This is a genomic window from Xanthobacter sp. NM-25 (genome assembly GCF_022138605.1).
GTDB lineage: Bacteria > Pseudomonadota > Alphaproteobacteria > Rhizobiales > Xanthobacteraceae > Xanthobacter.
In genome coordinates this window covers 266814-293413 of record NZ_JACBFS010000002.1, presented here as the reverse complement: position 1 = coordinate 293413, position 26600 = coordinate 266814, and the positions used below count along the sequence as shown (strand labels likewise).

The window sequence follows — 26600 nt, the reverse complement described above, 5'->3', positions numbered from 1 at the left end:
TTGTGGGTCGTGTACACCCTGAGATTGTATCAAAGTTGTGTGGGGATTTCATTCCTGGACAAATAGGGAACAAATTCTTATGTTCCGCGCAAGAGGCGGCGAGGACGCAACATGACCATGCTCACTCATGGGCAGATCTGGAGGGCGGTGGACCAGCTCGCCGTCGAGCATGGGCTGTCCACGTCCGGGCTCGCCAAGCGGGCCGGGCTCGATCCCACCACCTTCAATCGCTCCAAGCGCATCACCACCGACGGGCGGCCGCGCTGGCCCTCCACCGAGAGCATCGCCAAGGCGCTCACCGCCACCGGCGCCAGCGTCGAGCATTTCCTAGCGCTGCTGGAGCCGGAACGGGGCGGTGCGCGGGACGACGGCTTCGCCGAGGACCCGTCTCCCATGAAGGGGGCCTTGCACGCCATTCCGCAGATCGGCTTCGCCCAGGCCGGCAGCGGCGGCTTCTTCGACGATGCCGGCTTTCCCGCCGGCGCCGGCTGGGACGAGATCGTGTTTCCCGAGGTGGAGGACCAGCACGCCTATGCCCTGGAGATCGCCGGTGATTCCATGCAGCCGGTGTATCGCGACGGGGACGTGGTGGTGGTCTCCCCCGGCGCTTCCATCCGCAAGGGCGACCGGGTGGTGGTGAAGACGCGCGGTGGGGAGGTGATGGCCAAGGAATTGGCCCGCCGCACCGCCCGCCATATCGAGCTGCGCTCCCTCAATCCGGCCCATGAGGACCGGCAGATTCCGCTGGATCAGGTGGAGTGGATCGCCCGCATCATCTGGGCGAGCCAGTAGGCAGCAGGGCCTCCAGCGCCTCCAGCCGGTCCGCTTCCCCCGGCGGCTTGTCCCAGCGCAGGCGGGCGATGCGGGGAAAGCGCAGCGCGAGGCCCGCGCGGTGGCGCGGCGAGCGGCCGATGCCCTCGAACGCCACCTCCAGCACCAGCCCCGCTTCCTTTTCGTGCACCACCTCGCGCACCGGGCCGAAGCGGTTGATGGTGAACTTGCGCACGAAGGCGTCGATGGCCTTCAGCTCCTCGTCGGTGAAGCCGAAATAGGCCTTGCCCACCGGCACCAGAACATCGCCGTCCTCGCCCGCCGTCCACACCCCGAAGGTGTAGTCGGAATAGAAGGAGGAGCGCTTGCCGTGGCCGCGCTGGGCATACATGAGCACGGCATCCACCGTGCGCGGGTCGCGCTTCCACTTCCACCACGGGCCCTTGGGGCGGCCGGGCAGATAGGGGCTGTCGGCCCGCTTCATCATCACCCCTTCCACCGCATCCCCATCGGCGTCGGCCCCCGCCGCGCCCGGATCGGCGCGGGCGGCGGCAAGGTCGTCCCAGTTGCTGAAGGGCACCAGCGCGGAGAGATCGAGCCGGGGGGAGGCGAGGCGCGCCACCAGCGCCGCCAGCCGCGCGCGGCGGGCGGTGAAGGGCTGGTCGCGCAGGTCCTCCGCCCCTTCGGCCAGAAGGTCGTAGGCGCGCATATGGGCGGGGAATTCGGCCAGCAGCTTGGGAGTGACGGATTTGCGGTTGAGCCGCTGCTGCAGCACGTTGAACGGCTCCACCCGCCCCTCGCGCACGATCAGCAGTTCGCCGTCCAGCGCCCCCTCGAAATCGAGGGCCTCCAGAAGATCGGGAAAGGCGGCGGAGATGTCCTCCCCGGTGCGGGAATAAAGCCGCGTCACCCGTTCGCCGGCGTCGCCGCGTCCGGCCACCGCCTGCACGCGGATGCCATCCCATTTCCATTCGGCGCGAAAGTCGGCCGGGGCGAGGGTGGAGAAATCCGCCTCCTCGATGGCATGGGCCAGCATCACTGGGCGGAATGGCGCCGGATTCGTGGTCTCCGGCCGCGTCCCGCGGCCCTCGACCCAGGCGAACAAATCCCCATAGGGCGCGGTGAGGCCCGGCCACACCAGCTCCACGTCGTCTGGCGTGAGGGTGCCGAGGCTCGCCACCGCAGTCTTGGCGAGCCGCGCCGAGGCGCCCACCCTGAGGGCGCCGGTGATGAGCTTCAGGAGCGCCCAGCGGCCGGTTTCGTCCAGGCCATCGAGCCAGCCGGCCAGATGCCGGGGCAGGGCGCTCTTGGACAGAGTGGAGAGGTCGTGGACGATCTCGGACAGCAGCGGGGCGTGGGCCGGGGCCCCCTCGGGTGTCGGCCACATCAAGGCGACGGTCTCGGCGAGGTCGCCCACATAATCATAGGAGAGGTCGAACAGCACCGGGTCGGTGCGCTCGGAGATGAGGGCGCGCACCAGGGCCGGCTTGGCATTGGCGAAGGAGAAGGCGCCGGTGAGGGCCGCCAAAGCGAAGCCCCGCTCGGGATCGGGCGTCGCGCGGAAATAGTCCGCCATCAGGCGAACCTTGGCATTGCGGCCGGCCTCGTAGCCGAGCCGGTCGATGAGAGCGGCGAAGCGGTTCATGGGAACCTTACCCCTCTCACCTTCCGGTGGCCGGAGCAAGGCGGCAGCCCCAAAGCGGAACGGCCCCGCGCGGGGGCCGTTCGCATGCCGTCAGACCATCGGTCCCGGTCTTCGACCGGTCCCAACCGGGTTCGCTCAAGGGCCGCGCAGGCTGGTCCAACGGCCCATGAGAAAGGCTCAAGCCTTTGGCCCCAGCCCTGGCCGGTCAGCCCTTGCAGTTCAGACTTGTCCGATCTGGTCCTTGATGAGGGCCAGCACCGCCTCGGTGTCGGCGCCGAGGCGGGGGCTGGCGGTCTTGGCCACCTGCCGCTCGCCGTCGAGCACGATGGGGCTCGCTACGGTCGGTACGGTGCCGCCGCCCGCCTCGGGCAGGTCCACCTTGAGGCCGCGATACTCCACCTGCGGATCGGCGAACACCTGGGGCACGGTGTTGATGGGGCCGGCCGGCACGCCCTGCTTCTCCAGCGCCGCCAGGAGCTCGTCGCGCTTGAAGGTGGAGGTGAGGGCGGAAAGCTGGGGCACCAAAGTGGCGCGATGGGCCACCCGCTCCGGATTGGTCTTGAAATCCGGGGTGGTGGCAAGCTCGGGGGCGCCGAGCACCGCGCAGAAGCGGGTGAACTGGCCGTCATTGCCCACGGCGGCGATGAAATAGCCGTCGGCGCAGGGGAACACCTGGTAGGGCACGATATTGGGATGGGCATTGCCCATGCGCTTGGGCGCCTTGCCGGAGGCGAGATAGTTCATGGCCTGGTTGGCGAGCACGCTCACCTGAGTGTCGAGTAGGGCCATGTCCACATAGCCGCCCTCGCCGGTGGTCTCGCGCCGCCGCAGCGCCGCCAGAACGCCGATGGTGCCGTAAAGCCCGGTGAAGATGTCGGCGAAGGCCACGCCCACCTTCTGCGGCTCGCCATTGGGATCGCCGGTCAGATCCATGATGCCGCCCATGCCCTGCACCAGGAAGTCATAGCCGGCGCGTGGCGCATAAGGGCCGTTCTGGCCGAAGCCGGTGACCGAGCAATAGACGAGGCGCGGGTTCACCTTTTTCAGGCTCTCGTAATCGAGCCCGTATTTCTTGAGGCCGCCGAGCTTGAAATTCTCGATCACCACGTCGCACCGGGCGGCCAGGGCGCGGATCACCGCCTGGCCTTCGGGGGTCTCGAAATCCACGGCGACGGAGCGCTTGCCGCGATTGGTGGCGTGGAAATAGGCCGCGCCGAGATCAGCGCCGTCGGCCCCCTTCAGGAAGGGCGGGCCCCAGGTGCGCGTGTCGTCACCGGCGCCGGGGCGCTCCACCTTGATCACCTCGGCGCCGAGATCCGCCAGCATCTGGCCGCACCAGGGGCCGGCGAGGATGCGGGCAAGCTCAAGGACGCGCAGGCCCGCGAGCGGGGCGGGGGTATCGGCGGCGGAGGAGGCAGGAGAAGACTCAGCAGCGGACATGGCACTTTTCCAGGACAGAAGAAGAGCCCCTCTCCCCGGAGGGAGAGGGGGAAGTGGGGCGAGGCGGGCCGCCGGAGCGCGGGGTGCGCTCAACCGGGCGGCGCCATCCTCACCCGAACCTCTCCCGGGAGGGGGAGAGGGCACAAGGGGGACTTGAGGACAATCAGGCGCTCAGAAGAACGCCTGCAGGCCGGTGATAGCCCGGCCGATGATGAGGGCGTGGATGTCGTGGGTGCCCTCATAGGTGTTGACGGTCTCGAGGTTGGCCGCGTGACGGATCACGTGGAACTCGGCCGAGATGCCGTTGCCGCCGTGCATGTCGCGGGCCACCCGGGCGATGTCCAGGGCCTTGCCGCAATTGTTGCGCTTCAGGAAGGAGATGGTCTCCACCGGCAGCTGGCCTTCGTCCATCAGGTGGCCGGCGCGCAGAGCGAGCTGGAGGCCGAGGGCGATCTCGGTGGCCATGTCGGCGAGCTTCTTCTGCACCAGCTGGGTGTTGGCCAGCGGGCGGCCGAACTGCTTGCGGTCCAGGGTGTACTGGCGGGCCTGGACGTAGCAGGCTTCCGCCGCGCCGATGGCACCCCAGCCGATGCCGTAGCGGGCGCGGTTGAGGCAGCCGAACGGGCCGGCGAGGCCAGAGACGTTGGGCAGCAGGTTCTCTTCCGGGATCTCCACGTCGTCGAGCACGATCTCGCCGGTGATGGAGGCGCGCAGGGAGAGCTTGCCCTCGATCTTGGGGGTGGAGAAACCCTTGGTGCCGCGCTCGACCACGAAGCCCTTGATGGCATTGTCATGGGCCGCCGACTTCGCCCACACCACCGCGAGATCGGCGATGGGGGAGTTGGTGATCCACATCTTGGCGCCCTTGAGGCGATAGCCGCCGTCGATCTTCTCGGCGCGGGTGCGCATGCCGGCCGGGTCGGAACCGGCGTCCGGCTCGGTGAGGCCGAAGCAGCCGACCCACTCGCCGGTGGCGAGCTTGGGCAGATACTTCTTCTTCTGCTCCTCGGTGCCATAGGCGTTGATGGGGTGCATCACCAGCGAGGACTGAACGCTCATGGCCGAGCGATAGCCGCTGTCCACCCGCTCCACCTCACGGGCGGCCAGGCCATAGGACACGTAGTTGAGGCCGGCGCCGCCGTATTCCGGAGAGATGGTGCAGCCGAGCAGGCCGAGCTCACCCATCTCGTTCATGATCTCGCGGTCGAAGCGCTCTTCCAGATAGGCCGAGGTCACGCGCGGCAGGAGCTTCTCCTGGGCATAGTCGCGCGCGGTGTCGCGGACCAGCCGCTCTTCCTCGGTGAGCTGGCTCTCGAAATTGAAAGGGTCGTTCCAGTCGAACTTCGGCTTGGCGGACGATGCGGCCATGGGACGTGCCTCCTCGCGGATGTGGGTTGGCGTGATTTAGTTTCCGACCAGTCGGTATATAACTTGACGGCGCCGGTCAAGTCCTCAAAATGAACACTTGAGAAATGATGGCGGGCGAACGGCCCGCACCGGGAGGATGCGGGTGAGCGAAGACACCGAAAAGCCGGTACGGGCGGCGCGCGGAAGCCGGGCTGTCGCGCCGCTGCGGCGGCGTCGCGTTGTCGGCGGGGCCGCTGTGGCGGCGGATGGTGTCGCAGCGCGTCCGGTGGCCCGCGCTCCAGGGAGCGAGACGTTGGCGAAGGCCCGTCCGGTGGGGCGCCCGCGGATGATCGACGATCCGCGCGCCGAGATCCTGCAGCAGGCGGCGCGCCTGTTTGCGGAAAAGGGCTATACGGCGGGCTCCCTCAGCGAGCTGGCGCGGGCGATGAACTATTCCAAGGGCGCCATCTACAATTATTTCTCCTCCAAGCAGGAGATCTACGACGCCATCATCATCTTCACCCTCACCGGCCTTTACGAGACCGCCGCCGCGGCGGTGGACAAGAAGGATCCGCCGGTGGAGCAGCTGCGCCACTACATGATGGCCCACGCCCGGTTCCTGGCCGACAATTATGATTGCTTCGCCACCATGCTGGTGGGCTTCTCCGGCATGGCGAGCGCGCGGCTGAAGGACGATGCCCTCGCCTTGCGCGATGCCCATGAGGGCCTGCTGCGGCAGATCATCGCCGATGGGGTGGCCGACGGCTCGTTCCGCCCGGTGGGCGCCGCCATGACCGGTCGCGCGGTGCTGTCGCTGCTGAGCTGGATGGTGCGCTGGTTCAAGCCCGGCCGTGGCAAGTCCGCTGAGGAAGTGGCGCAGGAGTATCACGACCTCTTGGTGCGCGGCTTGCTACCTTGAGCCCGTTGTTCCGGATCAGGGGCTGTCTCTTCGAATTGTGGGCGGCCGTGTGGACGGCGCCCGAAGGCGCCGTCCACACGGGTCTTTGACCCAAGTCGGTATCAGTTGGGGTTCGCCACCACCTGATAGACCACCTGGCCGCCCTGGAACTGGGGCAGATACCAGTTGGGGCCGCACTGCTGGTAGGCAATGCCGTTGACGATCATCTGCGAGCAGCTTGCCGGCAGCGAATAGGCGTAGGAGCCGATGGCGGCGGCGGTGATGGCCGCGCCCACGGCGGCGCCGGCTGCGGCCGGTCCCCACCAGCCGCCCGGATAATAGGGGCCGGGCCAGTAGCCGGGATGATAGGGCGGATAAGGGCCGGGACCGGGCGGCGGCAGGGGATGCGGCCCTGGGCCAGGCGGCGGCAAGGGATGCGGCCCCGGGCCGGGGCCCGGCATGGGGTGCGGACCCGGCATCGGGCCGGGCGGGCCGAACGGATGTCCGGCCGGGATCGGCTGGTTGAAGCCGGGGCCGGCATTGAAATGCGGTCCCATGTTCATGCGGGGCGCAGCCATATCGAAGCCGCCGCCGCCATGAAAGCCACCAAAGCCGCCGCCGCCGTGAAAGCCGCCGAAGCCGCCGCCAAAGCCGCGGGCATCGGCCGCGGTGGCGGCCAGAGCGACGCCGAGCGCGAGGGTGGCCGCCGTGGCCAGATGGTGACGCGGGGTGCGCGAACACGAAGAGGTCATCATTTTGCTCCCTTCTTGTCCGTCGCCGGCTGGGCGGGGGCCGCCGCCGCGGGCTTGGCAAAGTCGATCTTCGCCAGATCCTTGCCGGGGGTGAAGGTGAACACGTCGTCGGCAATGGCGGCGTCGGGCTTCCAGCTCAGCAGGGCCGAGAAGCGCGGGCTGCCGGGGGTGCTGTGGTCCACCAGGGCCATCTTCAGGGGCAGGGGCTGCTCACCCCGCTGGATCCACACCTCGAAATCGAAGTCCTTGCCGATCAGGGCGTAATGCTCGGTCTCGGTGCCTTCGATCTTGGCGGTGCCGACGAAGAAGCCGCGGTCGAACAGGTTCAGGGGCGCGTGGGGGGTGCCCCAATCGAACAGGTCGGCCAGCGGCACCTCGATATTGAGGGTCTGGGCGGCGAAGGCCAGCGTCTCGCGGATGCCGGCCTGGCCCGGAGCCTGGGCGAAGAAGCCATCGACCGGCGCCACCATCGTGAAGGTCTTGCCGTCGAAGAAATACTGGCGCGACACGGTGTCGGTGTCGCTGTCGATGCGCAGCATGTTGGGCTTCTTGGCCCAATAATGCACAACGCCGCCGATCTCCACCTGATGGCCGGCCCGCAGCACCACCTCGATGGTGGTCTTGGCGGTCAGCTCGAATGTCTTCAGGCTGGCGAGGTAGGTCCCCATGCGGGTGAGGGCGGCGGTGGCCGCGGGGTCGACGCTGGTCGCGGCGCGATCGTCCGCCGCCGGCGGTGGGGCGGCGGCCGCCTGGCGGACGCCGGTGCCCGACACCAGGCCGGCGACGGCGATCGCCGCCACGGCTCTGATCAGGCGAGAGGAATAGGGCATGTAGACGGGCCTTTCTGTTGGAAAGGAAAACAGCAGACGCGGGCTCTGGATGCGGGCGCGCGTCGGTGACGTGACCGCACCGAGGGCGCTAGGGTCCACGGGCGTTGCGGCCGTGTCTCGTCATCTCATGTCGCCAGATGCCGCGTGATCTGGTGGCGCCTGATGATGATCGACGATAGCCCGGCCCATGGCTCCGAGCTTCCGCAACGAACATGGCCGCCCCCTTTGGAGACCGATGATCCGTGCGTCGCGTCTCTGTGGCCTGGGATGGCCGTTTCGCCCTGATCGCGCCGACGCACCCCAATAGGCTAATGCAAAGCGCTGCCGGGCGAAATGCGCAAAAATACGAGATCGCGGACGGCGTGCCGTCACGCGCCGCCGGCAGATGGGAACTACCGCGCCGATGGCGGCGTTGACCGCCTGCAAGGCGACGCAGGCGGTGCGGCTTCCGCGCCGGCTCCCGTCGTGACAGGTGCAGACGGAGGACGACCATGAGCGAGACCATGAAGGCCAAGACAGTGAGCGGATCGCGCGATGACGGCGCCGCCGGGCTGAATGCCTTTGAGCGGGATCAGATCCGCCGGCGCGCCCATGCCATCTGGTGGGAGGAGGGGTGCCCGCAGGGGCGCGATCGCGAGTTGTGGGCGCGGGCCGAGCTGGAGGTTCTGAAGACCCGCCCGCACATGTGAGCGCAGCTGATCGCAGATCCCGTCTCATCGGCCGGGGCGTCACACGCCCCGGCCGATTGCGTTTGCGCCGCGCCGCTGCGGCGCCGCCGCACATCGCTTGACGGGCTCGGCGATGTATAAGAAGAGGATGGAAGAGATCATCGTCTCAGGATCATCTGTTTAGAATCGTTCAAAGTTGTCGGTGGTGAAATGATCGGCGCCGCTGTGGTGAGTTTTTGATGATCGTGATTTGCTGATTTCAGGTCAGTGTGCGTTCAGGTCTGCTTCTTTATTTCCCGACCTCGCCGTTGCGTGCGGCGGGCGGACAGCCCCGTGCGGAGATCTGAATTGCATCGGCGCGGGCCTTGGTTGTGAAGGATGAATGTCATGGGTATGGCGCTGCGTTCCTTGCCGCAGTCATTTCGCGTTCTGGCCTGGGGGCTGGCCCTGCTGTTGGGGGGGGTGGTGTGGGCGCCGGCGGCCGGCCGCGCCGCGCCGGTGACCGTCAGCCACGCGCGCGGCGAGCTGGTGCTGCCGCAGATGCCCAAGCGCGTCGTGGTCTTCGACGTGGCGAGCCTCGATACTCTCGATGCCCTGAGCGTCGACGTGGCGGGGGTGCCCGGCACCAACATGCCGGCCTTCCTCGCCAAGTATCAGGACGCCCGCTATGCCAAGGTCGGCACCCTGTTCGAGCCCGATTACGAGGCGGTGGCGGCGCTGGAGCCGGACCTCATCATCATCGGTGGCCGCTCGGCGCCGAAATATGACGCGCTCGCCAAGATCGCGCCCACCATTGATCTCACCATCGATCCCAAGTCTTTCCTGGCCAGCGCCGAGGCCCATGTGGACACCCTGGGCCGCATCTTCGGCAAGGAAGAAGAGGCCAAGGCGCTGGATGCGCGGCTCGAAGCCGCCAAGGCGCGGGTGCGCGCCGTCGCGCCCGATCTCGGGCGGGTGCTCATGGTGATGGTGAACGGTGGCAAGCTCAGCTCCTATGGCGCCGGCTCGCGCTATGGCTGGATCTTCGACGAACTGGGGCTCAAGCCCGTCGCCGAGGGCAAGGCGGCGGACACCCATGGTGACGTCATCTCCTTCGAGTACATCCTGAAGACCAATCCGCAGTGGGTGCTGGTGCTCGATCGCGACGTGGCCATCGGCCGCGCGGCCGCCGCCGCCCAGAAGGTGCTCGACAACGACATCGTCGCCGCCACCCAGGCCGCCAAGGCCGGCCACATCGTCTATCTCGACGCGCCGCGCTGGTATATCGCCAATGGCGGCGGGCGGGCGCTGGCCATCACCATCGAGGACCTGGCGACCGCCTTCGAGGCGGCGCCCAAGGCCCGGTAGCGCTGTGATGGCGCCCGCGGCCCGCGCCGGGGCCGGTTTCCTCGCGCCGGTGGCGGCCCCGTGGGCGTTCCTGGCGGCGCTGCTGGTGCTGGCGCTGCTGGTGGCCTCGAGCCTCCTCATCGGCGTCGGCGATCTGGCGCCGGCGGATCTGTTCTCGGCGGATGCAGCGGGGCAGGAGGCGCTACTGGTGCTGATGGCGAGCCGCGTGCCACGCACCCTCGCGCTGCTGTTCGCGGGCCTCTCCATGGGCGTCGCCGCGGTGATCATGCAGATGCTGTTCCGCAACCGCTTCGTGGAGCCCACCACCGCCGGCACCGCCGAGGCCGCCCGCCTCGGCCTGGTTGTGGTGATGCTGGCGGCGCCCGACCTGCCGGTGTTCGGCAAGATGCTGGTGGCCTCTGCCTTCGCTCTGGCCGGCACCTTCCTGTTCCTGCGCATCGTCGATCGGCTGAGCCTGCGCACCACTTTGATCGTGCCGCTGGTGGGCCTCATTCTGGGCGGGGTGATCGATGCGGCCTCCACCTTCCTCGCCTATCGCTTTGATCTCCTGCAGGCGCTGGCCGCCTGGACCACGGGCGACTTCTCCGGCGTGCTGCGGGGACGCTATGAGCTGCTGTGGATCAGCGTGCCGCTCTCTATTCTCGCCTATCTGGCGGCCGACCGCTTCACCGTGGCGGGGCTCGGCGATGCTTTCGCCACCAATCTGGGCCTCGACTACCGCAAGGTGGTGACCCTCGGGCTGGTGATCGTCTCGCTGGTCACGGCGGCCTGCGTGGTCACCGCCGGCACGGTGCCGTTCCTCGGGCTCATCGTCGCCAATGTGGTGGCGCTGGTGCTGGGGGATCATCTGCGCCGCACCCTGCCGTGGATCGCCGTTTCCGGCGCCGGCTTCCTGCTCGCCTGTGACATCATCGGCCGGCTGGTGCGTTTCCCCTATGAGATTCCGGTGGGCACTGTGGCCGGGGTGCTGGGCAGCGCGGTCTTCCTCTATCTGCTGCTCGGGCGGCGCCCCCAACATGGCTGAAGCCGTCCTCCTCCCGGTCCGCGCCCTGTCCCGTCCCGCACGCATGCTACTGCTGCTCGCGGCCCTCGCCATCCTTGCCATGGTCGCCTTCATGACCGTGGGGGTGAAGGGCAATTGGGGGTTCGTGCTGCCGTTCCGCGGCACCAAGCTGGCGGGCCTGGTGCTGGTGGGGCTGGCGGTTGCGGTCTCCACGGTGGTGTTTCAGACGCTCACGCAGAACCGTATCCTGACCCCGGCGGTGATGGGCTTCGACGCCCTTTACGTGACGCTGAAGACCGCCCTCGTCTTCGTGCTCGGCGCCCAGGGCGCGGTGATGCTCGATCCGCGCCTGATGTTCGCGCTGGTGGCGGGGCTCATGGTGGTGGCCGCCATGGCCCTGTTCCGCGTGCTGTTCTCCGCCGAGCGCAGCGACCTGCACCTGCTGCTGCTGGCGGGCATCGTGTTCGGCGTGCTGTGCCGCTCGCTGGCGGGGCTGCTCCAGCGCATCCTCGATCCCAATGCCTTCGCCGTGCTGCAGGGCATGCTGTTCGCCCAGTTCAATGCGGTGGACACCAGCCTGCTGCCGGTGGCCGGCGCGGTGATTCTGGCCGCCTGCGCGCTGGCGCTGCGGCTGGCCTCCACCCTCGACGTGCTGGCGCTGGGCCGTGAGGCGGCCATCAATCTCGGCGTCGACTACCGTCGCATGGTGGCGGTGCTGGTGGCGCTGGTGGCGGTGCTGGTGTCTGTGTCCACCGCCCTGGTGGGGCCGGTGCTGTTCTTTGGGCTGCTGGTTTCCAACCTCGCCTATCACGTGGTCGGCACCGATCGTCACCGCTACACCTTGCCCGCTGCCGGGCTGATCGCCGTCATCTGCCTCGCCGGCGGGCAGATGGTTCTCGAGCGGCTGCTCGGCCTCGCCGCCACCTTGAGCGTGGTCATCGAGTTCGTGGGCGGCCTTCTGTTCATCATCCTGCTCATGCGGAGGGAGCGCGCGTGATCGAGATCCGCAATCTCTCGAAATCCTATGGCGCGACCCGCGTGCTCGATTCTGTTTCGCTGCAGTTGCCGCCGGGCGGGCTCACCGCCCTCATCGGCCCCAACGGGGCGGGCAAGTCGACGCTGCTGTCCATCGCCGCGCGGCTGCTGCCGGCGAGCGGCGGCAGCGTGCGCCTCGACGGTGTGGATGTGACCCGCATCAAGGGGGATGTGCTGGCGCGCCGGCTGGCCATTCTGCGGCAGGCGAATGCCATCACGCCGCGCCTCTCGGTGGAGGAACTGGTGGGGTTCGGGCGCTTTCCCTATTCGCGGGGGCGGCTGACCCGGGAGGATGGGGAGAAGATCGCCGCCGCCATCGGCTATGTGGATCTTGGCGCGCTCAAGGCGCGCCCGCTGGATGCCCTGTCCGGCGGCCAGCGCCAGCGTGCCTTCATTGCCATGGTGCTCGCTCAGGATACGGACTACCTGCTGCTGGACGAGCCGCTCAACAATCTCGACATGAAGCATGCCGCCGCCACCATGCGCCTGCTGCGGCGCGCGGCGGACGAGCTGGGCAAGACCGTGGTGGTGGTGCTGCACGACATCAATTTCGCCTCATGCCATGCCGATCGCGTGGTGGCCATGAAGGCCGGGCGGCTGGCCTTCGAAGGCGCGCCGTCCGAGCTGATGCGGCCGGAGGTGCTCCATGCCATCTACGACATGGAGATCCAGGTGGTGGAGGCGGCCGGCGACAAGGTCGGCCTGTATTACCGCTGAGCGCGGTCGCAGGAGATCAGAAGACGATCCGCCCGTTGATGAAGTAGTTGCGGCCAGCCTGTGTATAGAGCCATTCGGTCTCATACTGGGTGTCGAAGATATTTTGGACGCCCGCCGAGATGGTGGTGTTGGCGTTGAAATTATATTCCAGGCTGAAATTGGCCAGGGTGAAGCCCGCCGTCTTCACGTAATTGAGCGCGCCGAAGGATGGGTTGGTCCAGCGGGAGGAGGACATCTGCAGGCTGGGAATGAGGGTGATGTTCTCCCAGGCCTTCCATTTGGCATAAAGGAAGGCGTACTGGCTCGGCGTGCCCAGCGGCTGGATGCCGACGACGGGCGAGCTGATGTCCACATTGATGAAGGTGTAATTGCCGCCGATCAGCAGGGTGTCGGAGGCCTTCCACTCGGCCTTCAGCTCGAAGCCGACATTGTCGCTGTCGCCCACGTTCTGGTTCTGGGTGATCCAGGTGTCGTTGTCGACGCTCCACTGGTCGGTATCCACGCTCTGGATGAGATCTTCCACCCGGCTGTAGAACACCGAGGCGCCGAGGGCGAGGGAGCCATAGAAGGTGTCGTGCCAGCCGATCTCGTAATTGGTGGCCCGTTCCGGCGCCAGATAGGGATTGGAGATGGCCGAGCCGAAGCGCGAGCTGAAGCGCTCGAACAGGGTGGGGAAGCGGGTGCGGCTGGAGACGCTGGCGTTCAGCTGCCCCTTGTCGCTGTAGCGGTAGATGAGGGCGAACTGCCAGTCGATGGCGTCGTCGCTGGTCAGGGGCTGATTGTAGAGCACATCCACGCCGCTGCCGTCGATGTCGCCATAGTCCTGGGCCAGCAGCAGGTCGCGGTAATTGTAGCTGACGCCGGCCACGAAATCGAAATTCTGGGTGATGTGATAGGTGTTTTCCGCGCCCACCGACATGACCGCTTCGGACTGCTTGTAGGTGGGGTCCCACTGTGCGGTGCCGATGCCCGGAGTGTTCACATTGCTCGCCGCATGGCTGTCTCGGCGATAGGTGAGAACGCCCTTGAGGGTGTCCTTCTCATTGATCTGATGCACCAGCTCCAGATCGGTGCCGAAGCTCTCGTCATTATAGATGCTGTCGAAGCCGCGCGCCGACTGGGTCAGGAAAGCGTTATCGTCATAGGCGGAGAGGGTGTTGTCGAACCAGGTGTAATAAAAGCGTGTGTTGAAATAGGTGTTGGTGCCGATGGCGGTCTTGGAGAGAAAATAGACCGTCTGATAATTCCACTCCGGCCAGGTCCAGTTGCGGCCCTGGCGGGCATCGGCATGCCCCTCCCAGCCATTGGGCGTGCGCACATTGTGGTAGATGTCGTAGGGGTTGCCCTTCTCGCCCTGCTGGACCGTATAGTTCAGGGTGTATTCGTCGGTATCGTTAGGGGTGAAGCCGGCCTTCAGATTCACCCGCCAGTCCCGGGAATCGGAAAAGTCGCGCCGGCCGCCGTCTTCCGCCGCAGGATTGAGCGGGGAAAAATCGAGCGGTAGGAAGAAGCCGTCGGAATCCGCGAAGGTGCCGGTGGCCTGGAGATAGTATTTCTCCTGCTTGGTGCCGAGCGACGCGGTGGTGTTGAAGTCCGTATACGCGCCCGTATTGCCCAGGCCCACGCCGGCCCGGAACTCACCTTCCAGCGCCTTGGTGGGCTTGCGGGTGACGAGGTTGATGGCGCCGCCCATGCCGCCCGGGCCATTGAGGACCGAGACATAGCCCTTCTCCACCTGCACTTCCGACAGGTCGGGGGTGAGGAACCGGCCGATGTCGAGGCGGTTGTCATAGGGCAGGTAGACGCGCACGCCGTCGATGGAGAGCGGCAGTTGCCACATGTTGAAGCCGCGCACGGAGACGCTGGGCTCATTGCGCGCACCGCCGCTGGAGACGGTGACGCCGGGCACCAGCGTCAAGGCATCGTCCAGTCGATTACGGTTGAAGGTGTACATTTCCTGGTTGGTGACCGTGGTCTCAGAGATGGCTGCGCCGGTACTCTGCCAATATTCGCTGCTGGTGGGGGAGACGACATTGATCTGGCCGAGCTCGAACACCATGGAGTTAGTGTCCGCCGCCTGCTGCGCATGCGCAGCGGTCCAGGAGGCGGACAAAGCAAGCGCCGACGCCGACGCGCAAAGAGCAATCCTTCGCATCCCAAATCCCATAGCTGAAAGACTGCGGTCGAGAGGGGCGAGCCGCATGTTCACGATGTGGCGGTGAGGACCGGTGCGCCAGTCGCGCGGTACGAACTTCCGGTCTACGCTATGTTTCGTGATATATAGCGAAGCGCTTGCATCGGGCAATAACCTTGGGGTAACAATTGTGTCTGAATTTTATATCTACATGTAAAACAATGATAAAATTTTGTCATTTTCGCGGTGGAGGGTCATTTGGCGATTTTCGCTCGGGTCCAGCGGGTGGGCGTGGCGGTGGCGGTCGTGGGTCTGCTGTGCTGTCTCGAGTCGGTCCGGACCGTCGCGGCGTTGGAGCTCATGGATGGCGCCGGTCGCCGGGTGGAGGTGCCTGCGCCGGTGATGCGGGTTTTCCCCGCCGGCCCGCCGGCCGGTCTGGTGCTCTATTCCCTCGTGCCCGAGCGGCTGCTCGGCTGGACCCGCACGCCCGCACCGGAGGCACTGGCCTATCTCGGGCCGCATGCGGATAAGCCGTCGCTGGGCTGGCTCGGGGGGCGCGGGAGCGATGCCAATCTGGAGACACTGCTGCGCCTCAGGCCCGATCTGGTCGTCGATGTCGGCATGACATCGGGCACCTATGTGTCCTTGGCCGAACGGGTGCAGGGCGCGACCGGCGTGCCGGTGCTGCTGCTCGACGGGCATCTGGCGGCTCTGCCCGCCTCCTATCGCACCCTGGGGCGGGCGCTGGACGTGCCGGCGCTGGCGGAGGCGCGGGCGGCGTGGATCGAGAACCGCCTGCGCGCGGTGACGGACGGGCTGGCGCGGGTGCCGGAGGCGGCGCGGCCGAAGGTCTATCTGGCGCGCGGCACCACCGGGCTCGAAAGCGCCCGGGCCGGGGCTATCAATGTGGAGGCGGTGGAGGCCGCCGGCGGCCGCAATGTGGTGGGGGAGGCGCTGGGCGGTGGCAGCCTCGTCACCGTTTCCATGGAGCAGCTGCTGCGCTTCGATCCCGATGTGATCGTGGTGCTCGACCCGGCTTTGTTCGCCCGCATGGGCGATGATCCCCTGTGGGGTGCGTTGCGCGCGGTACGGGAGGGCAAGGTGGTGCTGACCCCGCAGCTGCCATTCCCCTGGGTGGATTATCCCCCCTCGGTGAACCGGGTCATGGGCGTGATCTGGCTGGCGCAGCTGTTGTTCCCTGCGCAGATGCGGTTCGATATCCCTGCCGAGGCGCGCGATTTCTATCGCCTGTTCTACCACCACACGCTCAGCGGCGCCGAGCTGGATGCGCTTTTGGCGAAGGCCGCCTTTCGATGAGCCTGTCGACGCGCTCCGGGCGCTCGGTCTGGCTCTGGGTGGGCTGCGCGGCGGGGCTGGCGCTGCTGGCGGCGGGCGCGTTCGCGGTGGGGGCCTACCCCATCGGCGGCGCGGGGCTTTGGGCCTGGGCGTGCTGGCGGCTCGACCTCGGCCCCGCGCCGGCGCCGGTAGTGGTGGCGGTCATCGAGAACATCCGCGGGCCGCGCATTCTGGCCGCCACCGGCGTCGGCGCCGCCCTCGCCACCGCCGGGGCCGCCTACCAGAGCCTGTTCCGCAATCCGCTGGTGTCGCCGGACATTCTCGGCGTCTCCTCGGGCGCGGCGCTGGGGGCGGTGATCGGCATTTTCCTGGCGCTGCCCGTGGCCGGCGTGGAGGCGACCTCGTTCGCTGGCGGGCTCTTGGCGGTGGCCACCGTCTACGGCGTCGCCTATCTGGTGCGCGGGCACGAGCCGCTGCTGGTGCTGGTGCTGGCGGGCATTGTCATCGGCACGCTGTTTTCCGCCGGCATCTCCATTTTGAAGGTGCTGGCCGATCCCTATAACCAGTTGCCCGCCATCACCTTCTGGCTGCTGGGCTCGCTCGCCGGAGTGCAGGCGAAGGAGCTGGCGCTGCTGGCGCCGGCGCTCGTCATCGGCCTCTTGCCGCTGTTGCTGCTGCGCTGGCGCATCGACATCATGACCCTGGGCGAGGAGGAGGCGCGGGCGCTCGGCGTCGATGCCCGCCGGGTGCGGCTGATGGTGATCGGCGCCGCCACCCTGCTCACCGCCACCGCCGTTTCCATCGCCGGCATCATCGGCTGGGTGGGGCTGGTGGTGCCCCATCTGGCGCGTCTGGTGGTGGGCCCGGCGTTTGCCCGGGTGGCGCCGGCGGCGGCGCTCGGGGGCGGCGCCTTCCTGCTGCTGGTGGATACGGTGGCGCGCGGCGCCAGCGATGTGGAGATTCCCCTCGGCGTGCTCACCGCGCTGGTGGGCACACCGGTGTTCCTGTGGCTGCTGGCCACCTCGCGCCGGGGATGGGGGTGAGCATGGCTCTGCTCCGCGCACGCGATCTCGCCTACGGTTATGACGGCCGGTCGGTGGGGCATGGGGTGAACCTGGCACTCGATGCCGGTGAGGTGCTGTGCCTGCTCGGTCCCAATGGCGGGGGCAAGACCACGCTTTTGAAGACTCTGGTGGGGCTGCGCCGGCCGCTGGCGGGCGCCGTGTGGGTGGAGGACGCCCGGCTCGAGCAGTGGGATGCGGCGCGCCGCGCCCGCGTGCTCGGCTTCGTGCCGCAGAGCGCGCCGGCCGCCTTCGCCTTTCCGGTGCGCGACATGGTGCTCATGGGGCGGGTGGCCCGCCACGGCCTGTTCGCGCGGCCGGACGCGGCCGATCTGGCGGCGGCGGATGCGGCGCTCGCCCGCGTCGGCATCAGCGCACTGGCGGAACGACCCTTCACCGCCATCAGCGGCGGCGAGCGGCAGCTGGTGCTCATCGCCCGGGCGTTGGCCCAGGAGCCGCGCATCCTGGTGCTGGACGAGCCCACCGCCAGCCTCGATTTTGCCAATCAGGACCGGGTGTTGAGCCTCCTGGCCGAGCTCGCGGGGGAGGGGCTGGCGGTGCTGTTCTCCACCCATCATCCCGATCAGGTGTTCGCCATCGGCAGCCATGTGGCGATGCTGCGCGACGGCGTGCTCATGGCCGCCGGGCCGGTGGGCCGCGTGCTGGACGCGGCGACCCTTGGTCACCTCTACGACCGCTCCGTGGTGGTGGGCGAGGTGGAGGGCCGCACCGTCTGCTTCACCCGCGCCGATCGCCCTTGACCGCCGCGGCGCGGGTGGGCGACATCGGCCCCATGCCCGTTGTGCCGGGCCGGTGACACAGACGGATGGGGCGCATGGATCAGGTGGAGTGCATTGTCGTCGGCGCCGGCGTGGTGGGGCTGGCGGTGGCCCGGGCGCTGGCGCGCGCGGGGCGGGAGGTGATTGTGCTGGAGGCGGAGACCGCCATCGGCACCGGCACCAGCGCCCGCAATTCGGAAGTGATCCACGCCGGCATCTATTATGCCCCGGGCAGCCTCAAGGCGCAGCTGTGCGTGGCCGGGCGGGCCGCGCTCTATGATTTCTGCGCCAGCCATGGGGTGCCCCATGCGCGGCTCGGCAAGCTCATCGTCGCCAATGGGCCGGATGAGGTGGCCTATCTCGAAAAGCTGCAGGCCACCGGCCACGCCAACGGGGTGGACGACCTGCGCCTGCTCGACGCGGCCGAGGTCCACGCGCTGGAGCCGGCGTTGACGGCCCATGCGGCGCTGCTCTCCCCCTCCACCGGCATCGTCGATTCCCACGGCCTCATGCTGGCGCTGCAAGGCGATCTGGAAGCCCCCGGCGGCATGGTGGCGCTGGCCGCCCCGTTTGAGCGCGCGGAGGTGACGGGCACGGGCTTCGCGGTGCGCGCCGGCGGTGACAACCCGCTGACACTGGGCTGCCGCCTCCTGGTGAACAGCGCCGGCCTCGACGCCACGGCGGTGGCCGCGCGCATCTCGGGGCTTGATGCGCGCCATGTGCCGACGCCGAGGTTCGCCAAGGGCAATTACTTCACCTGCGCCCGCAAGGTGCCGTTCCGCCACCTCATCTATCCGGTGCCGGAGCCGGGCGGGCTCGGCACCCACCTCACGCTGGACCTCGGCGGCCAGGCTCGGTTCGGGCCCGATGTGGAATGGGTGGAGAGCCGCGATTACGAGGTGGACCCGGCCCGCAAGGGGCCGTTCCTCGCCTCCATCCAGCGCTATTGGCCGCAGCTGCGGGCCGAGGATCTGAGCCCGGGCTATTCCGGCATCCGCCCCAAGCTCGATTGGCCGGAGGGCGCGACGCCGGATTTCGTGCTGCAGGGCGCCGAGACGCACGGGGTTGCCGGTCTCATCAACCTGTTCGGCATCGAATCCCCTGGCCTCACCAGCTGCCTCGCCATTGGCGATCGGGTGGCGGAGCTGGCGAGCTGAAAGGCCCCGGTCGAAGGCCGGGGCCAATAGGCTCAGTCCGCGCTTTCCAGGGTCGACGCCGACATGGGGTTGGGGCGCGGCCGCAGGATCTTGCGCAGGGTGTTGGTGTCGGTGTGGTTGAACACCGGCTCCTGGCCGCGGACGGCGAGGTCGACGCGGGTCACATAGGTCCACGAACCATCGTCGTTGAAGGTGATGTCGATCCGATAGTAATCGGTGCGGAAGGCCTCTTCCAGGAAGGTGGTGGAGCTGATGCCGAAGCGGGTGTCGCCGCGCCGCGCTTCCACGGTGATCGTCTTGTCGCCGGGCTTGGCGGTGCCGCCCGCCAGCACCACCTGGCCGCGGGGGATGGCGATGGTCTGCATGATGAGGCCGGTGGCCGGCTCCCACAGCCAATAGCCCACCTGATCGTGGAACGTGCCACTCTCGCCCGGGGCGGTGATGTGGATGTGGTAGCGCAGGCCATAGAGCAGCTGCGGCCCGTTGGTCTGTGGGTCGATGGGCTCCATCTTCGCCACTTCGCTGAACGCGCGCCGCTCCGGCCCGTCGGCCTTCGGGTTCACGTCCATGCCGGTGTCGGACTGCCATACGCCGGCCAGGCGCTGCAGCGGGCCGAGGTTGGCCAGGGTGTCGGGCGAGAAATCCGGTTCGGTGAAAACGTCGTCAAGTATCTGCGACATCGAACAACATCCCAAAAGAGCTGAGGCATCCTCACCAGAGCCGGGGCACGCGCCTGTGGCTCTGCCGAGTGAAGGCGTGTGCGGATGGGCATCCGCTCAAGCCTCAGCTTGTTTAGGCTGTGCAGCCCCGCGCCGACAACCCGTCCGATGCCGGTGGGGCGGCCGCGGCCATCAGGAAAAAGTCGATACAAGCAAGAGTTGCCGAATGGCGGGCGGGCATGGTGCGCCGGCACCGGTCTGTCTTCTGGCGCTGCCCGTCCTGGGTGCGGGTCAGCGCAGGGCGGGCGGCCAGTCGAGGCCGGTGCGCTGGTCGGGGGCCTGCGGGACGATGGCCGCCTCCACCACGGCGGGGGCGAGGCCCAGGGCCGTCAGGACCTCCCGCGTCTGGTCGGTCTCATCCAACGGGTGGGCCACGGCCGGCGTGCGCGACAGCACCGGCACCGCCGGCACCGCATGGGGGCCGGAGGTGGGATGGCGGGCGGCGATATGCGGGTCGCGCCATACCTCGTGGGGCTCCAGCACCGGGGCGACACAGGCATCGGTGCCGGTGAACAGCGCCGACCAATGGTCGCGCGGCCGGGCGGCGAAGGTCTCGCCGAGCCGGCGTTCGATCTCCGGCCAGTTGGCGCGGGCCATGTGGTCGGGCACGGGGCCGAGATCGAGGGTGCGCCACAGGGTCTCGAAGAAGCCCCGTTCCAGGGCGCCGACGGCGATGAAGCGGCCATCGGCGCAGGGATAGGTGCGATAGAAGGGCTTGTCGCCAGCCAGTAGCCCGTCGCCGCGGGCGGGCCAGTGGGGCGTCTGCCACAGGGGCCAGTGCATGGCCATCAGGGAGAGGGCGCCATCCACCATGGCGGCATCAATCTTCTGGCCCTGGCCGGAGCGCTGCGCCTCGATGACGGCGGCGAGGATGCCCAGCGCCGCCATCAGGCTGCCGCCGGCGAAATCCGCCACCAGGTTCAGGGGTGGGGTGGGCGGCGCCGCCTTCGGGCCGAGCCCGCCCAGCACGCCGGACAGGGCGAGATAGGTGATGTCGTGCCCCGCCTCCAGCGCCCGCGGCCCCTCCTGGCCGAAGCCGGTGACCGAGCAATAGACCAGCTTCGGATTGAGGGCGGACAGTTCCTCATAACCGGCACCGATGCGCTCGGCGACGCCGGGGCGAAAGCCCTCCACCAGGATGTCAGCGCCCTTCACCAGGGCATGGAGCGCGGCGCGGCCGGCCGGGGCCTTGAGATCGAGGGCGATGAAGCGCTTGCCCCGCGACAATTCGGGGATCGCCACCCCGGCGCGCCCGCCGCCCACCACGATCACCTCGGCCCCGAGATCAGCCAGCAGCATGGTGCAATAGGGGCCCGGCGCCAGCCGCGAGAGATCCACCACGCGCAGCCCTTGAAGGGGACCGGAGCGGGGCACGACGGGCACGGTCGGAGTGGGCGTCGGAGTCTCGGTCATGGCGTGTCCTCGGAAAGACTTATGTTTATTGGGAGTTGAACGTGTCTTCCACCCGCCGCCGCTCTCCCTCTCCCGCGTGCGGGGGAGGGCCGGGGAGGGGGCAGCCGGCCGGTGCGGCGTGCTCCGGCGGTGATCGGGCGTCAGCGTCGCTTTCCCCCTCCCAACCCTCCCCCGCAGGCGGGAGAGGGCTTTGGGGTGGGGTGGCGACGGCAGCGCGCATGACGGGGCGGCGCCGTCGCCGGCCTTGGGTTGGATGTCAGCGCTGGCGTCGCGTGTCGGTCATGGCAGGCCCTCCGGGCGGTCCCTGTGGCTTTCGTTTTGAACGTGTCTTCCATCCGCCGCCGCTCTCCCTCTCCCGCGTGCGGGGGAGGGCTGCGGAGGGGGCAGGCGGCTGGGGCGGAGCGCTCCGGCGGTGGTACGGGCGTCAGCGTCGCTTCCCCCTCCCAACCCTCCCCCGCAAGCGGGAGAGGGCTTTGGGGCGCGGCTGCGAGGGGCGGGCGCATGACAGGCTGCGCCCTCGCTCCTCGCGATCAGAGGGCGCGTGCGATGACGATGCGCTGCACGTCGCTGGTGCCCTCGTAGATCTGGCAGACGCGCACGTCGCGATAGATCCGCTCCACAGGGAAATCGTTCAGATAGCCATAGCCGCCGTGGATCTGGATGGCGGCCGAGCACACCTGTTCCGCCGTTTCCGAGGCGAACAGCTTGGCCATGGAGGCTTCCGTGAGGCAGGGCCGGCCGGCCTCGCGCAGGGCGGCGGCGTGCAGCACCATCTGCCGCGCGGCCTCGATGCGGGTGGCCATGTCGGCGAGGCGGAAGCCGATGGCCTGGTGCTCGAAGATGGGCTTGCCGAAGGTGACCCGCTCCTTGGCATAGGCACAGGCGGCCTCGAACGCGGCGCGGGCCATGCCCACCGATTGGGAGGCGATGCCGATGCGCCCGCCTTCCAGATTGGCGAGGGCGATCTTCAGCCCCTCGCCCTCGGCGCCGAGCCGCAGCTCGGCGGGAATGCGCATGTCGTTGAAGGCGAGGGCGCAGGTGTCGGAGGCATGCTGGCCCAGCTTCTCCTCCACCCGCACCACCTCATAGCCAGGGGTGTCGGTGGGCACGATGAAGGCGGAAATGCCCTTCTTGCCGGCCTCGGGATCGGTCACCGCGAACACGATGATGACCTGGCCGTTCTTGCCGGAGGTGATGAACTGCTTGGCACCGTTCAGCACATAGGAATCGCCGTCGCGGCGGGCGCGGGTGCGGATGGCGGCGGCGTCCGAGCCGGTGTGCGGCTCGGTCAGGGCAAAGCCACCGATCCATTCGCCCGAGGCGAGCTTGGGCAGGAAGCGTTGCTTCTGCTCTTCGGTGCCGAACTTCACGATGGGCCCGCAGCCCACCGAGGAATGCACCGAGACGATGGTGGAGGTGGCGCCTTCCGCCGCCGCGATTTCCTCCAGCGCCAGCGCATAGGAGATCAGATCGGTGTCGGCGCCGCCATACGCCTCCGGCACCAGCATGCCGAGGAAGCCAAGCGCCCCCATCTCGGCGAGCTCCGCCGCGGGAAAGGCATGGGCGCGATCGCGGGCGGCGGCGCCGGGGGCCAGCCGCTCCTGGGCAAAGGCGCGGACCGCGTCGCGGATCTCGGTCTGGGTGTCGTGCAGCAGCATGGCGGTTTCCTCGAAGGGTCTTGTTGGTCTTGCACGCGTTCTGAAGGTGCCGGGATCGGCGTTGAATCGCCGCTCCCCCTCTCCCGCTTGCGGGGGAGGGCCGGGGAGGGGCGGCCGGCCGGAGCAAAGCGCTCCGGCGGAGGTGCGGGCGGCGCCGCTTTCCCCCTCCCACCCCCAAGTGGGAGAGGGCTTGGCGCCCGCTCAGCTCAGGCGTTCGATGGCGACCGCCGTGGCCTCGCCGCCGCCGATGCAGAGGGAGGCGATGCCGCGCTTCAGGCCATACTTCTGCAGCGCCGCCAACAGCGTCACCATCACCCGCGCGCCCGAGGCGCCGATGGGATGGCCGAGGGCGCAGGCGCCGCCGTGCACGTTCACCTTGTCCTCCGGCAGGCCGAGATCCTTGATGGCCACCATGGGCACCACCGCGAACGCCTCGTTCACCTCGAACAGGTCCACGTCCTTCAGGTCCCAGCCGGTCTTGCCGGCGAGCTTCTCGATGGCGCCCACCGGGGCGGTGGTGAACAGGTTCGGCGCCTGGGCGTGGGTGGCGTGGCCGACGATGGCGGCGAGCGGGGTGAGCCCGCGCTTCTCCGCCTCCGAGCGGCGCATCAGCACGAGCGCTGCCGCGCCATCGGAGATGGAGGAGGAATTGGCCGCCGTCACCGTGCCGCCCTCGCGGAACGCGGGCTTCAGGGTGGGGATCTTGTCCAGCTTCGCCTTGGGGGGCTGCTCGTCGCTGGCGATGACCTTCTCCACCTTGCCGGCCTTCACCGTCACCGGGGTGACCTCGGCGGCGAAGGAGCCGTCGGTGATCGCCTTCTGCGCCTTGGTGAGGGAGGCGATGGCGAAGGCGTCCTGGGCCTCGCGGGTGAACTGGTAGGCTTCCGCGCAATCCTCCGCGAAGGTGCCCATCAGCCGGCCCTTGTCATAGGCGTCTTCCAGGCCGTCGAGGAACATGTGGTCCATCACCCGGCCGTGGCCCATGCGATAGCCGGCGCGGGCGCGGTCGAGCAGATAGGGGGCGTTGGTCATGCTCTCCATGCCGCCGGCCACCGCCACGCTGGCCGAGCCGGCGGTGAGCAGGTCGTGGGCGAACATGGCCGCCTTCATGCCGGAGCCGCACATCTTGTTGACGGTGGTGGCCCCCGCCGAGAGGGGCAGCCCGGCGCCGAGGCCGGCCTGGCGCGCCGGGGCCTGGCCCTGGCCCGCCGGCAGCACGCAGCCGAACACCACCTCCTCCACCTGGTCGGGGGCGACGCCGGCGCGCGCCAGAGCGGCGGCGATGGCGGCGGCGCCGAGGGCGGAGGCGGTGACATCCTTGAAGTCGCCCTGGAAGCCGCCCATGGGGGTGCGGGCAGAGCCGACGATGACGATGGGATCAGAAGCCGTCATGGGGTGTTCCTCCCTGTTGCGGGTTCAGCGCGGCGGCATGCGCAGCGCGCCGTCGAGGCGGATGACCTCGCCGTTGAGCATGATGTTCTCGATGATGTGCTTCACCAGCGCCGCATATTCCGGCGGCCGGCCGAGCCGGGGCGGGAACGGCACGCCCTTGCCGAGGGCGTCCTGCACCTCCGGGGGCATGCCGGCCATCATGGGGGTCTCGAAAATGCCGGGGGCGATGGTCACCACCCGCACCCCGAACCGCGCCAGCTCCCGCGCCGCCGGCAGGGTGAGGGCGGCGACCCCGCCCTTGGAGGCGGCATAGGCGCACTGGCCGATCTGCCCGTCGAAGGCGGCGATGGAGGCGGTGTTGATGATCACGCCCCGCTCGCCATCCGGCCCCGGCTCGGCCTTGGTGATGGCATCAGCAGCCAGCCGCAGCATGTTGAAGGTGCCGATGAGGTTGATGGTGACGGCGCGGGCGAAGCTCTCCAGCCGGTGCGGACCCTCGCGGCCCACCACCTTCTCGCCCGGCGCCACGCCGGCGCAATTGACGAGGCCGTGCACGGCGCCGAACACCTCTTTCGCCAGCGTTACCGCGGCGAGGCCATCGGCCTCGCTGGTCACGTCCGCCTTCTGGAAGCGGAAGGCCTCCCCCAGCTCGGCGGCCACCGTGGCACCGGCCTCGGCATTGATGTCGAGCCCCACCACCTTGGCGCCTTCGCCCACCAGCATGCGGGAGACGGCGGCGCCGAGGCCGGAGCCGGCGCCGGTGACGAGAAAGACGCGATCTTGAATCTGCATGGGTCCCCCCGAAATGTCGCGTCGCTTCAGGCGGCGCTGTCCTTGAACTTGGCGGCTTCCTGGTTGCGCAGCATGAAGCGCTGCAGCTTGCCGCTCGGCGTTTTCGGCAATTCTTCCACGAAAGCGATCTCGCGCGGATAGGCATGGGCCGAGAGCCGCCGCTTCACATATTGCTGGAGTTCCTCCGCCAGCGCAGCGGTGGGCTCGGTGCCCGGCTTCAGGATGACGAAGGCCTTCACCAGCTCGGTGCGTTCGGGATCGGGCTTGCCGATCACCGCCGCCTCGATCACCGCCGGATGCTCGATGAGGGCGCTTTCCACATCGAACGGGCCGATGCGGTAGCCGGACGAGGTGATGACGTCATCGGCCCGGCCGACGAAGCTGATGCGGCCGTCTTCCTCCAGCTCCACCGTGTCGCCGGTGCGGTAGTAGCCGCCGGCGATGGCCGGGGTCTCCTGCTTGTAATAGCCGGTGAACCACAGCAGCGGCGAGTTGGCGATATCCACCGCCAGCACGCCGGGCACGTTGGGCGGCAGTTCTTGGCCGGCCTCGTTCAGCACCGCCACCCGGTAGCCCGGCATGGCATGGCCGGCAGAGCCGGGATGCACCGCATGCTTCAGGCGGTGGTGGTTGTTCACCACCATGCCCAGCTCGGTCTGGCCGTAATGGTCATGGATGGGCGCATCGAGATGCTCGGCGAACCAGCGGATGACTTCCGGGTTCAGCGGCTCGCCGGCGCTGGAGACCACGCGCAGCTGACCCTTCACCTTCGCCGCCATTTCCGGCCCGGCGGCGATCAGCAGCCGGTAGGCGGTGGGAGCGCCGGCAAGGTTGGTGATGCCATGTCGCTTGATGACGTCATAGGTGGTCGCGGCGGTGAAGGGGCCATCATAGAAGGTGGTGGCATGGCCCAGCAGCAGCGGCCCGGTGACCGCGTAATAGAGGCCATAGGCCCAGCCGGGATCGGCGATGTTCCAGAACTTGTCGTCAGGCCGCAGATCCACCGCGTCCCGCATGTAGATGGTGAAGGCGAGCAGCGCCTTGAGGGGCACCGGCACGCCCTTGGGCAGGCCGGTGGTGCCCGAGGTGGACATCATGAGGAACAGGTCCGAGCCCTTGCGCAGCACCGGCGCGAAATCCGCGCTCTGGCGGGCCATCTCGGCATGGAAGTCGATGTCGCCAAGGCGCGGGGCGGCATCGCCAGGTCGGGTGACGAGGGCGACCTTCGGAGCCTTCTCCAGATCGTCCAGCTTCGGGCGATTGTGGCTGTCGGTGACCACCAGCTTGGCCTCGGAGGTCTTCAGCCGGTGCTCGATGGCCTTGGGGCCGAAGGCGGTGAACAACGGCTGGTAGACCGCCCCCGCCCGCCAGGTGCCGAGAATGGTGATGAGCAGTTCCGGCGTGCGCGGCAACAGGCCCGCCACCACGTCGCCGGGCCCGATGCCCTGGGCGGTGAGAAGGTTCGCAAAGCGGGCCGAAAGCGCCTTCATCTGGGCGAAGGTGTAGCTCGCTCGCCGGCCATCGGCGCTTTCCCAGTCGAGAATGGTGCCGCCGGAGGCTGCATGGCGATCGCAGCACTCGATGCAGGCGTTGATGCCGGTGTCCAGATCCCCGTCGAGGAGGGCGGCGACATCTTCAAAGCGGAAGTCGCGGACGGCTTCGGCATGGCTGGGGGTGGCGTTGGGAGTGTCGGCCATCATGCTCCTCCGTTGGTCCCGGTTCTGCCCATGGGGCGGGGACCCTTGT

23 protein-coding genes are annotated in these 26600 nt (G+C 68.5%); 11 read left to right on the top strand and 12 right to left on the bottom strand.

The annotated features are described in order from the left end of the window. The first annotated feature begins 117 nt into the window (after window positions 1–117). Entirely contained in the window at window positions 118–792 is a 675-nt protein-coding gene (locus MEU52_RS07130) for a S24 family peptidase (RefSeq protein WP_238120901.1), read from the top strand. Here MEU52_RS07130 and MEU52_RS07125 read toward each other — a convergent pair. The 3 genes from MEU52_RS07125 to MEU52_RS07115 form a co-directional block, all read right to left on the bottom strand. Continuing rightward, window positions 773–2416 carry a cisplatin damage response ATP-dependent DNA ligase gene (locus MEU52_RS07125; protein WP_238120646.1) on the bottom strand — a complete coding sequence of 548 codons (1644 nt, stop codon included), beginning with the start codon at window positions 2414–2416 and terminating at the stop codon, window positions 773–775. The genes MEU52_RS07130 and MEU52_RS07125 overlap by 20 nt on opposite strands. A gap of 219 nt (window positions 2417–2635) precedes the next feature. After that, window positions 2636–3856, bottom strand: coding sequence for a CaiB/BaiF CoA transferase family protein (locus tag MEU52_RS07120; protein WP_238120647.1), 1221 nt, complete (start codon window positions 3854–3856; stop codon window positions 2636–2638). A gap of 171 nt (window positions 3857–4027) precedes the next feature. After that, window positions 4028–5224, bottom strand: a complete 1197-nt coding sequence (locus MEU52_RS07115; RefSeq protein WP_238120648.1) for an acyl-CoA dehydrogenase — start codon at window positions 5222–5224, stop codon at window positions 4028–4030. Between the two features lie 292 nt (window positions 5225–5516). On the opposite strand from MEU52_RS07115, the gene MEU52_RS07110 reads away from it, so the two are divergent. Continuing rightward, a complete protein-coding gene (locus tag MEU52_RS07110) occupies window positions 5517–6122 on the top strand; it encodes a TetR/AcrR family transcriptional regulator (protein ID WP_238120649.1) in 606 nt (201 codons plus the stop codon). A gap of 101 nt (window positions 6123–6223) precedes the next feature. On the opposite strand, the gene MEU52_RS07105 is transcribed toward MEU52_RS07110, so the two are convergent. Then, a complete protein-coding gene (locus tag MEU52_RS07105) occupies window positions 6224–6853 on the bottom strand; it encodes a hypothetical protein (RefSeq protein WP_238125010.1) in 630 nt (209 codons plus the stop codon). Continuing rightward, window positions 6853–7683: a DUF2092 domain-containing protein gene (locus MEU52_RS07100; RefSeq protein ID WP_238120651.1), complete on the bottom strand. Its 831-nt coding sequence runs from the start codon at window positions 7681–7683 to the stop codon at window positions 6853–6855. The genes MEU52_RS07105 and MEU52_RS07100 overlap by 1 nt, the downstream gene beginning before the upstream one ends. Before the next feature lie 491 nt (window positions 7684–8174). Here MEU52_RS07100 and MEU52_RS07095 point away from each other — a divergent pair, with 491 nt between their 5' ends. The 5 genes from MEU52_RS07095 to MEU52_RS07075 all read left to right on the top strand — a co-directional run bounded on the left by MEU52_RS07095 (window position 8175) and on the right by MEU52_RS07075 (window position 12453). After that, window positions 8175–8372, top strand: a complete 198-nt coding sequence (locus MEU52_RS07095; RefSeq protein ID WP_238120652.1) for a DUF2934 domain-containing protein — start codon at window positions 8175–8177, stop codon at window positions 8370–8372. A 366-nt stretch (window positions 8373–8738) separates the two neighbouring features. Further along, on the top strand, window positions 8739–9698 hold the full coding sequence (locus MEU52_RS07090; protein WP_238120653.1) for a siderophore ABC transporter substrate-binding protein: 960 nt from the start codon (window positions 8739–8741) through the stop codon (window positions 9696–9698). Between the two features lie 7 nt (window positions 9699–9705). Beyond that, on the top strand, window positions 9706–10722 hold the full coding sequence (locus MEU52_RS07085) for an ABC transporter permease (protein ID WP_238120654.1): 1017 nt from the start codon (window positions 9706–9708) through the stop codon (window positions 10720–10722). Then, window positions 10715–11698, top strand: coding sequence for an iron chelate uptake ABC transporter family permease subunit (locus tag MEU52_RS07080; RefSeq protein ID WP_238120655.1), 984 nt, complete (start codon window positions 10715–10717; stop codon window positions 11696–11698). The genes MEU52_RS07085 and MEU52_RS07080 overlap by 8 nt, the downstream gene beginning before the upstream one ends. Next, complete coding sequence (locus MEU52_RS07075; protein WP_238120656.1) at window positions 11695–12453, top strand: iron ABC transporter ATP-binding protein; 759 nt, start codon at window positions 11695–11697, stop codon at window positions 12451–12453. The genes MEU52_RS07080 and MEU52_RS07075 overlap by 4 nt, the downstream gene beginning before the upstream one ends. A 16-nt stretch (window positions 12454–12469) precedes the next feature. On the opposite strand, the gene MEU52_RS07070 is transcribed toward MEU52_RS07075, so the two are convergent. Then, a complete protein-coding gene (locus MEU52_RS07070; protein WP_238120657.1) occupies window positions 12470–14566 on the bottom strand; it encodes a TonB-dependent receptor plug domain-containing protein in 2097 nt (698 codons plus the stop codon). Window positions 14567–14845: 279 nt separating this feature from the next. Here MEU52_RS07070 and MEU52_RS07065 point away from each other — a divergent pair, with 279 nt between their 5' ends. The 4 genes from MEU52_RS07065 to MEU52_RS07050 all read left to right on the top strand — a co-directional run bounded on the left by MEU52_RS07065 (window position 14846) and on the right by MEU52_RS07050 (window position 18880). Beyond that, window positions 14846–15904, top strand: a complete 1059-nt coding sequence (locus MEU52_RS07065; protein ID WP_238120658.1) for an ABC transporter substrate-binding protein — start codon at window positions 14846–14848, stop codon at window positions 15902–15904. Then, window positions 15901–16926: a FecCD family ABC transporter permease gene (locus MEU52_RS07060; protein ID WP_238120659.1), complete on the top strand. Its 1026-nt coding sequence runs from the start codon at window positions 15901–15903 to the stop codon at window positions 16924–16926. Before MEU52_RS07065 ends, MEU52_RS07060 begins: the two co-directional genes overlap by 4 nt. 2 nt (window positions 16927–16928) lie before the next feature. Beyond that, a complete protein-coding gene (locus tag MEU52_RS07055) occupies window positions 16929–17705 on the top strand; it encodes an ABC transporter ATP-binding protein (protein WP_238120660.1) in 777 nt (258 codons plus the stop codon). A gap of 74 nt (window positions 17706–17779) precedes the next feature. Then, complete coding sequence (locus tag MEU52_RS07050) at window positions 17780–18880, top strand: NAD(P)/FAD-dependent oxidoreductase (RefSeq protein WP_238120661.1); 1101 nt, start codon at window positions 17780–17782, stop codon at window positions 18878–18880. Window positions 18881–18912: 32 nt separating this feature from the next. On the opposite strand, the gene MEU52_RS07045 is transcribed toward MEU52_RS07050, so the two are convergent. From MEU52_RS07045 to MEU52_RS07020, 6 genes are all read right to left on the bottom strand, one after another. Further along, entirely contained in the window at window positions 18913–19560 is a 648-nt protein-coding gene (locus tag MEU52_RS07045) for an FABP family protein (protein WP_238120662.1), read from the bottom strand. A gap of 270 nt (window positions 19561–19830) precedes the next feature. Then, window positions 19831–21012, bottom strand: a complete 1182-nt coding sequence (locus MEU52_RS07040; protein ID WP_238120663.1) for a CaiB/BaiF CoA transferase family protein — start codon at window positions 21010–21012, stop codon at window positions 19831–19833. A 530-nt stretch (window positions 21013–21542) separates the two neighbouring features. Further along, the gene (locus MEU52_RS07035) at window positions 21543–22670 is read right to left on the bottom strand and encodes an acyl-CoA dehydrogenase family protein (RefSeq protein ID WP_238120664.1); all 1128 of its coding nucleotides are present in this window, start codon (window positions 22668–22670) and stop codon (window positions 21543–21545) included. Window positions 22671–22871: 201 nt separating this feature from the next. Next, window positions 22872–24062 (bottom strand): acetyl-CoA C-acyltransferase, encoded by a 1191-nt coding sequence (locus MEU52_RS07030; protein WP_238120665.1) that lies wholly within the window; start codon window positions 24060–24062, stop codon window positions 22872–22874. Window positions 24063–24086: 24 nt separating this feature from the next. Continuing rightward, entirely contained in the window at window positions 24087–24854 is a 768-nt protein-coding gene (locus MEU52_RS07025; protein ID WP_238120666.1) for a 3-hydroxyacyl-CoA dehydrogenase, read from the bottom strand. Window positions 24855–24880: 26 nt separating this feature from the next. After that, complete coding sequence (locus MEU52_RS07020; RefSeq protein ID WP_443266158.1) at window positions 24881–26554, bottom strand: acyl-CoA synthetase; 1674 nt, start codon at window positions 26552–26554, stop codon at window positions 24881–24883. Window positions 26555–26600 lie beyond the last annotated feature (46 nt).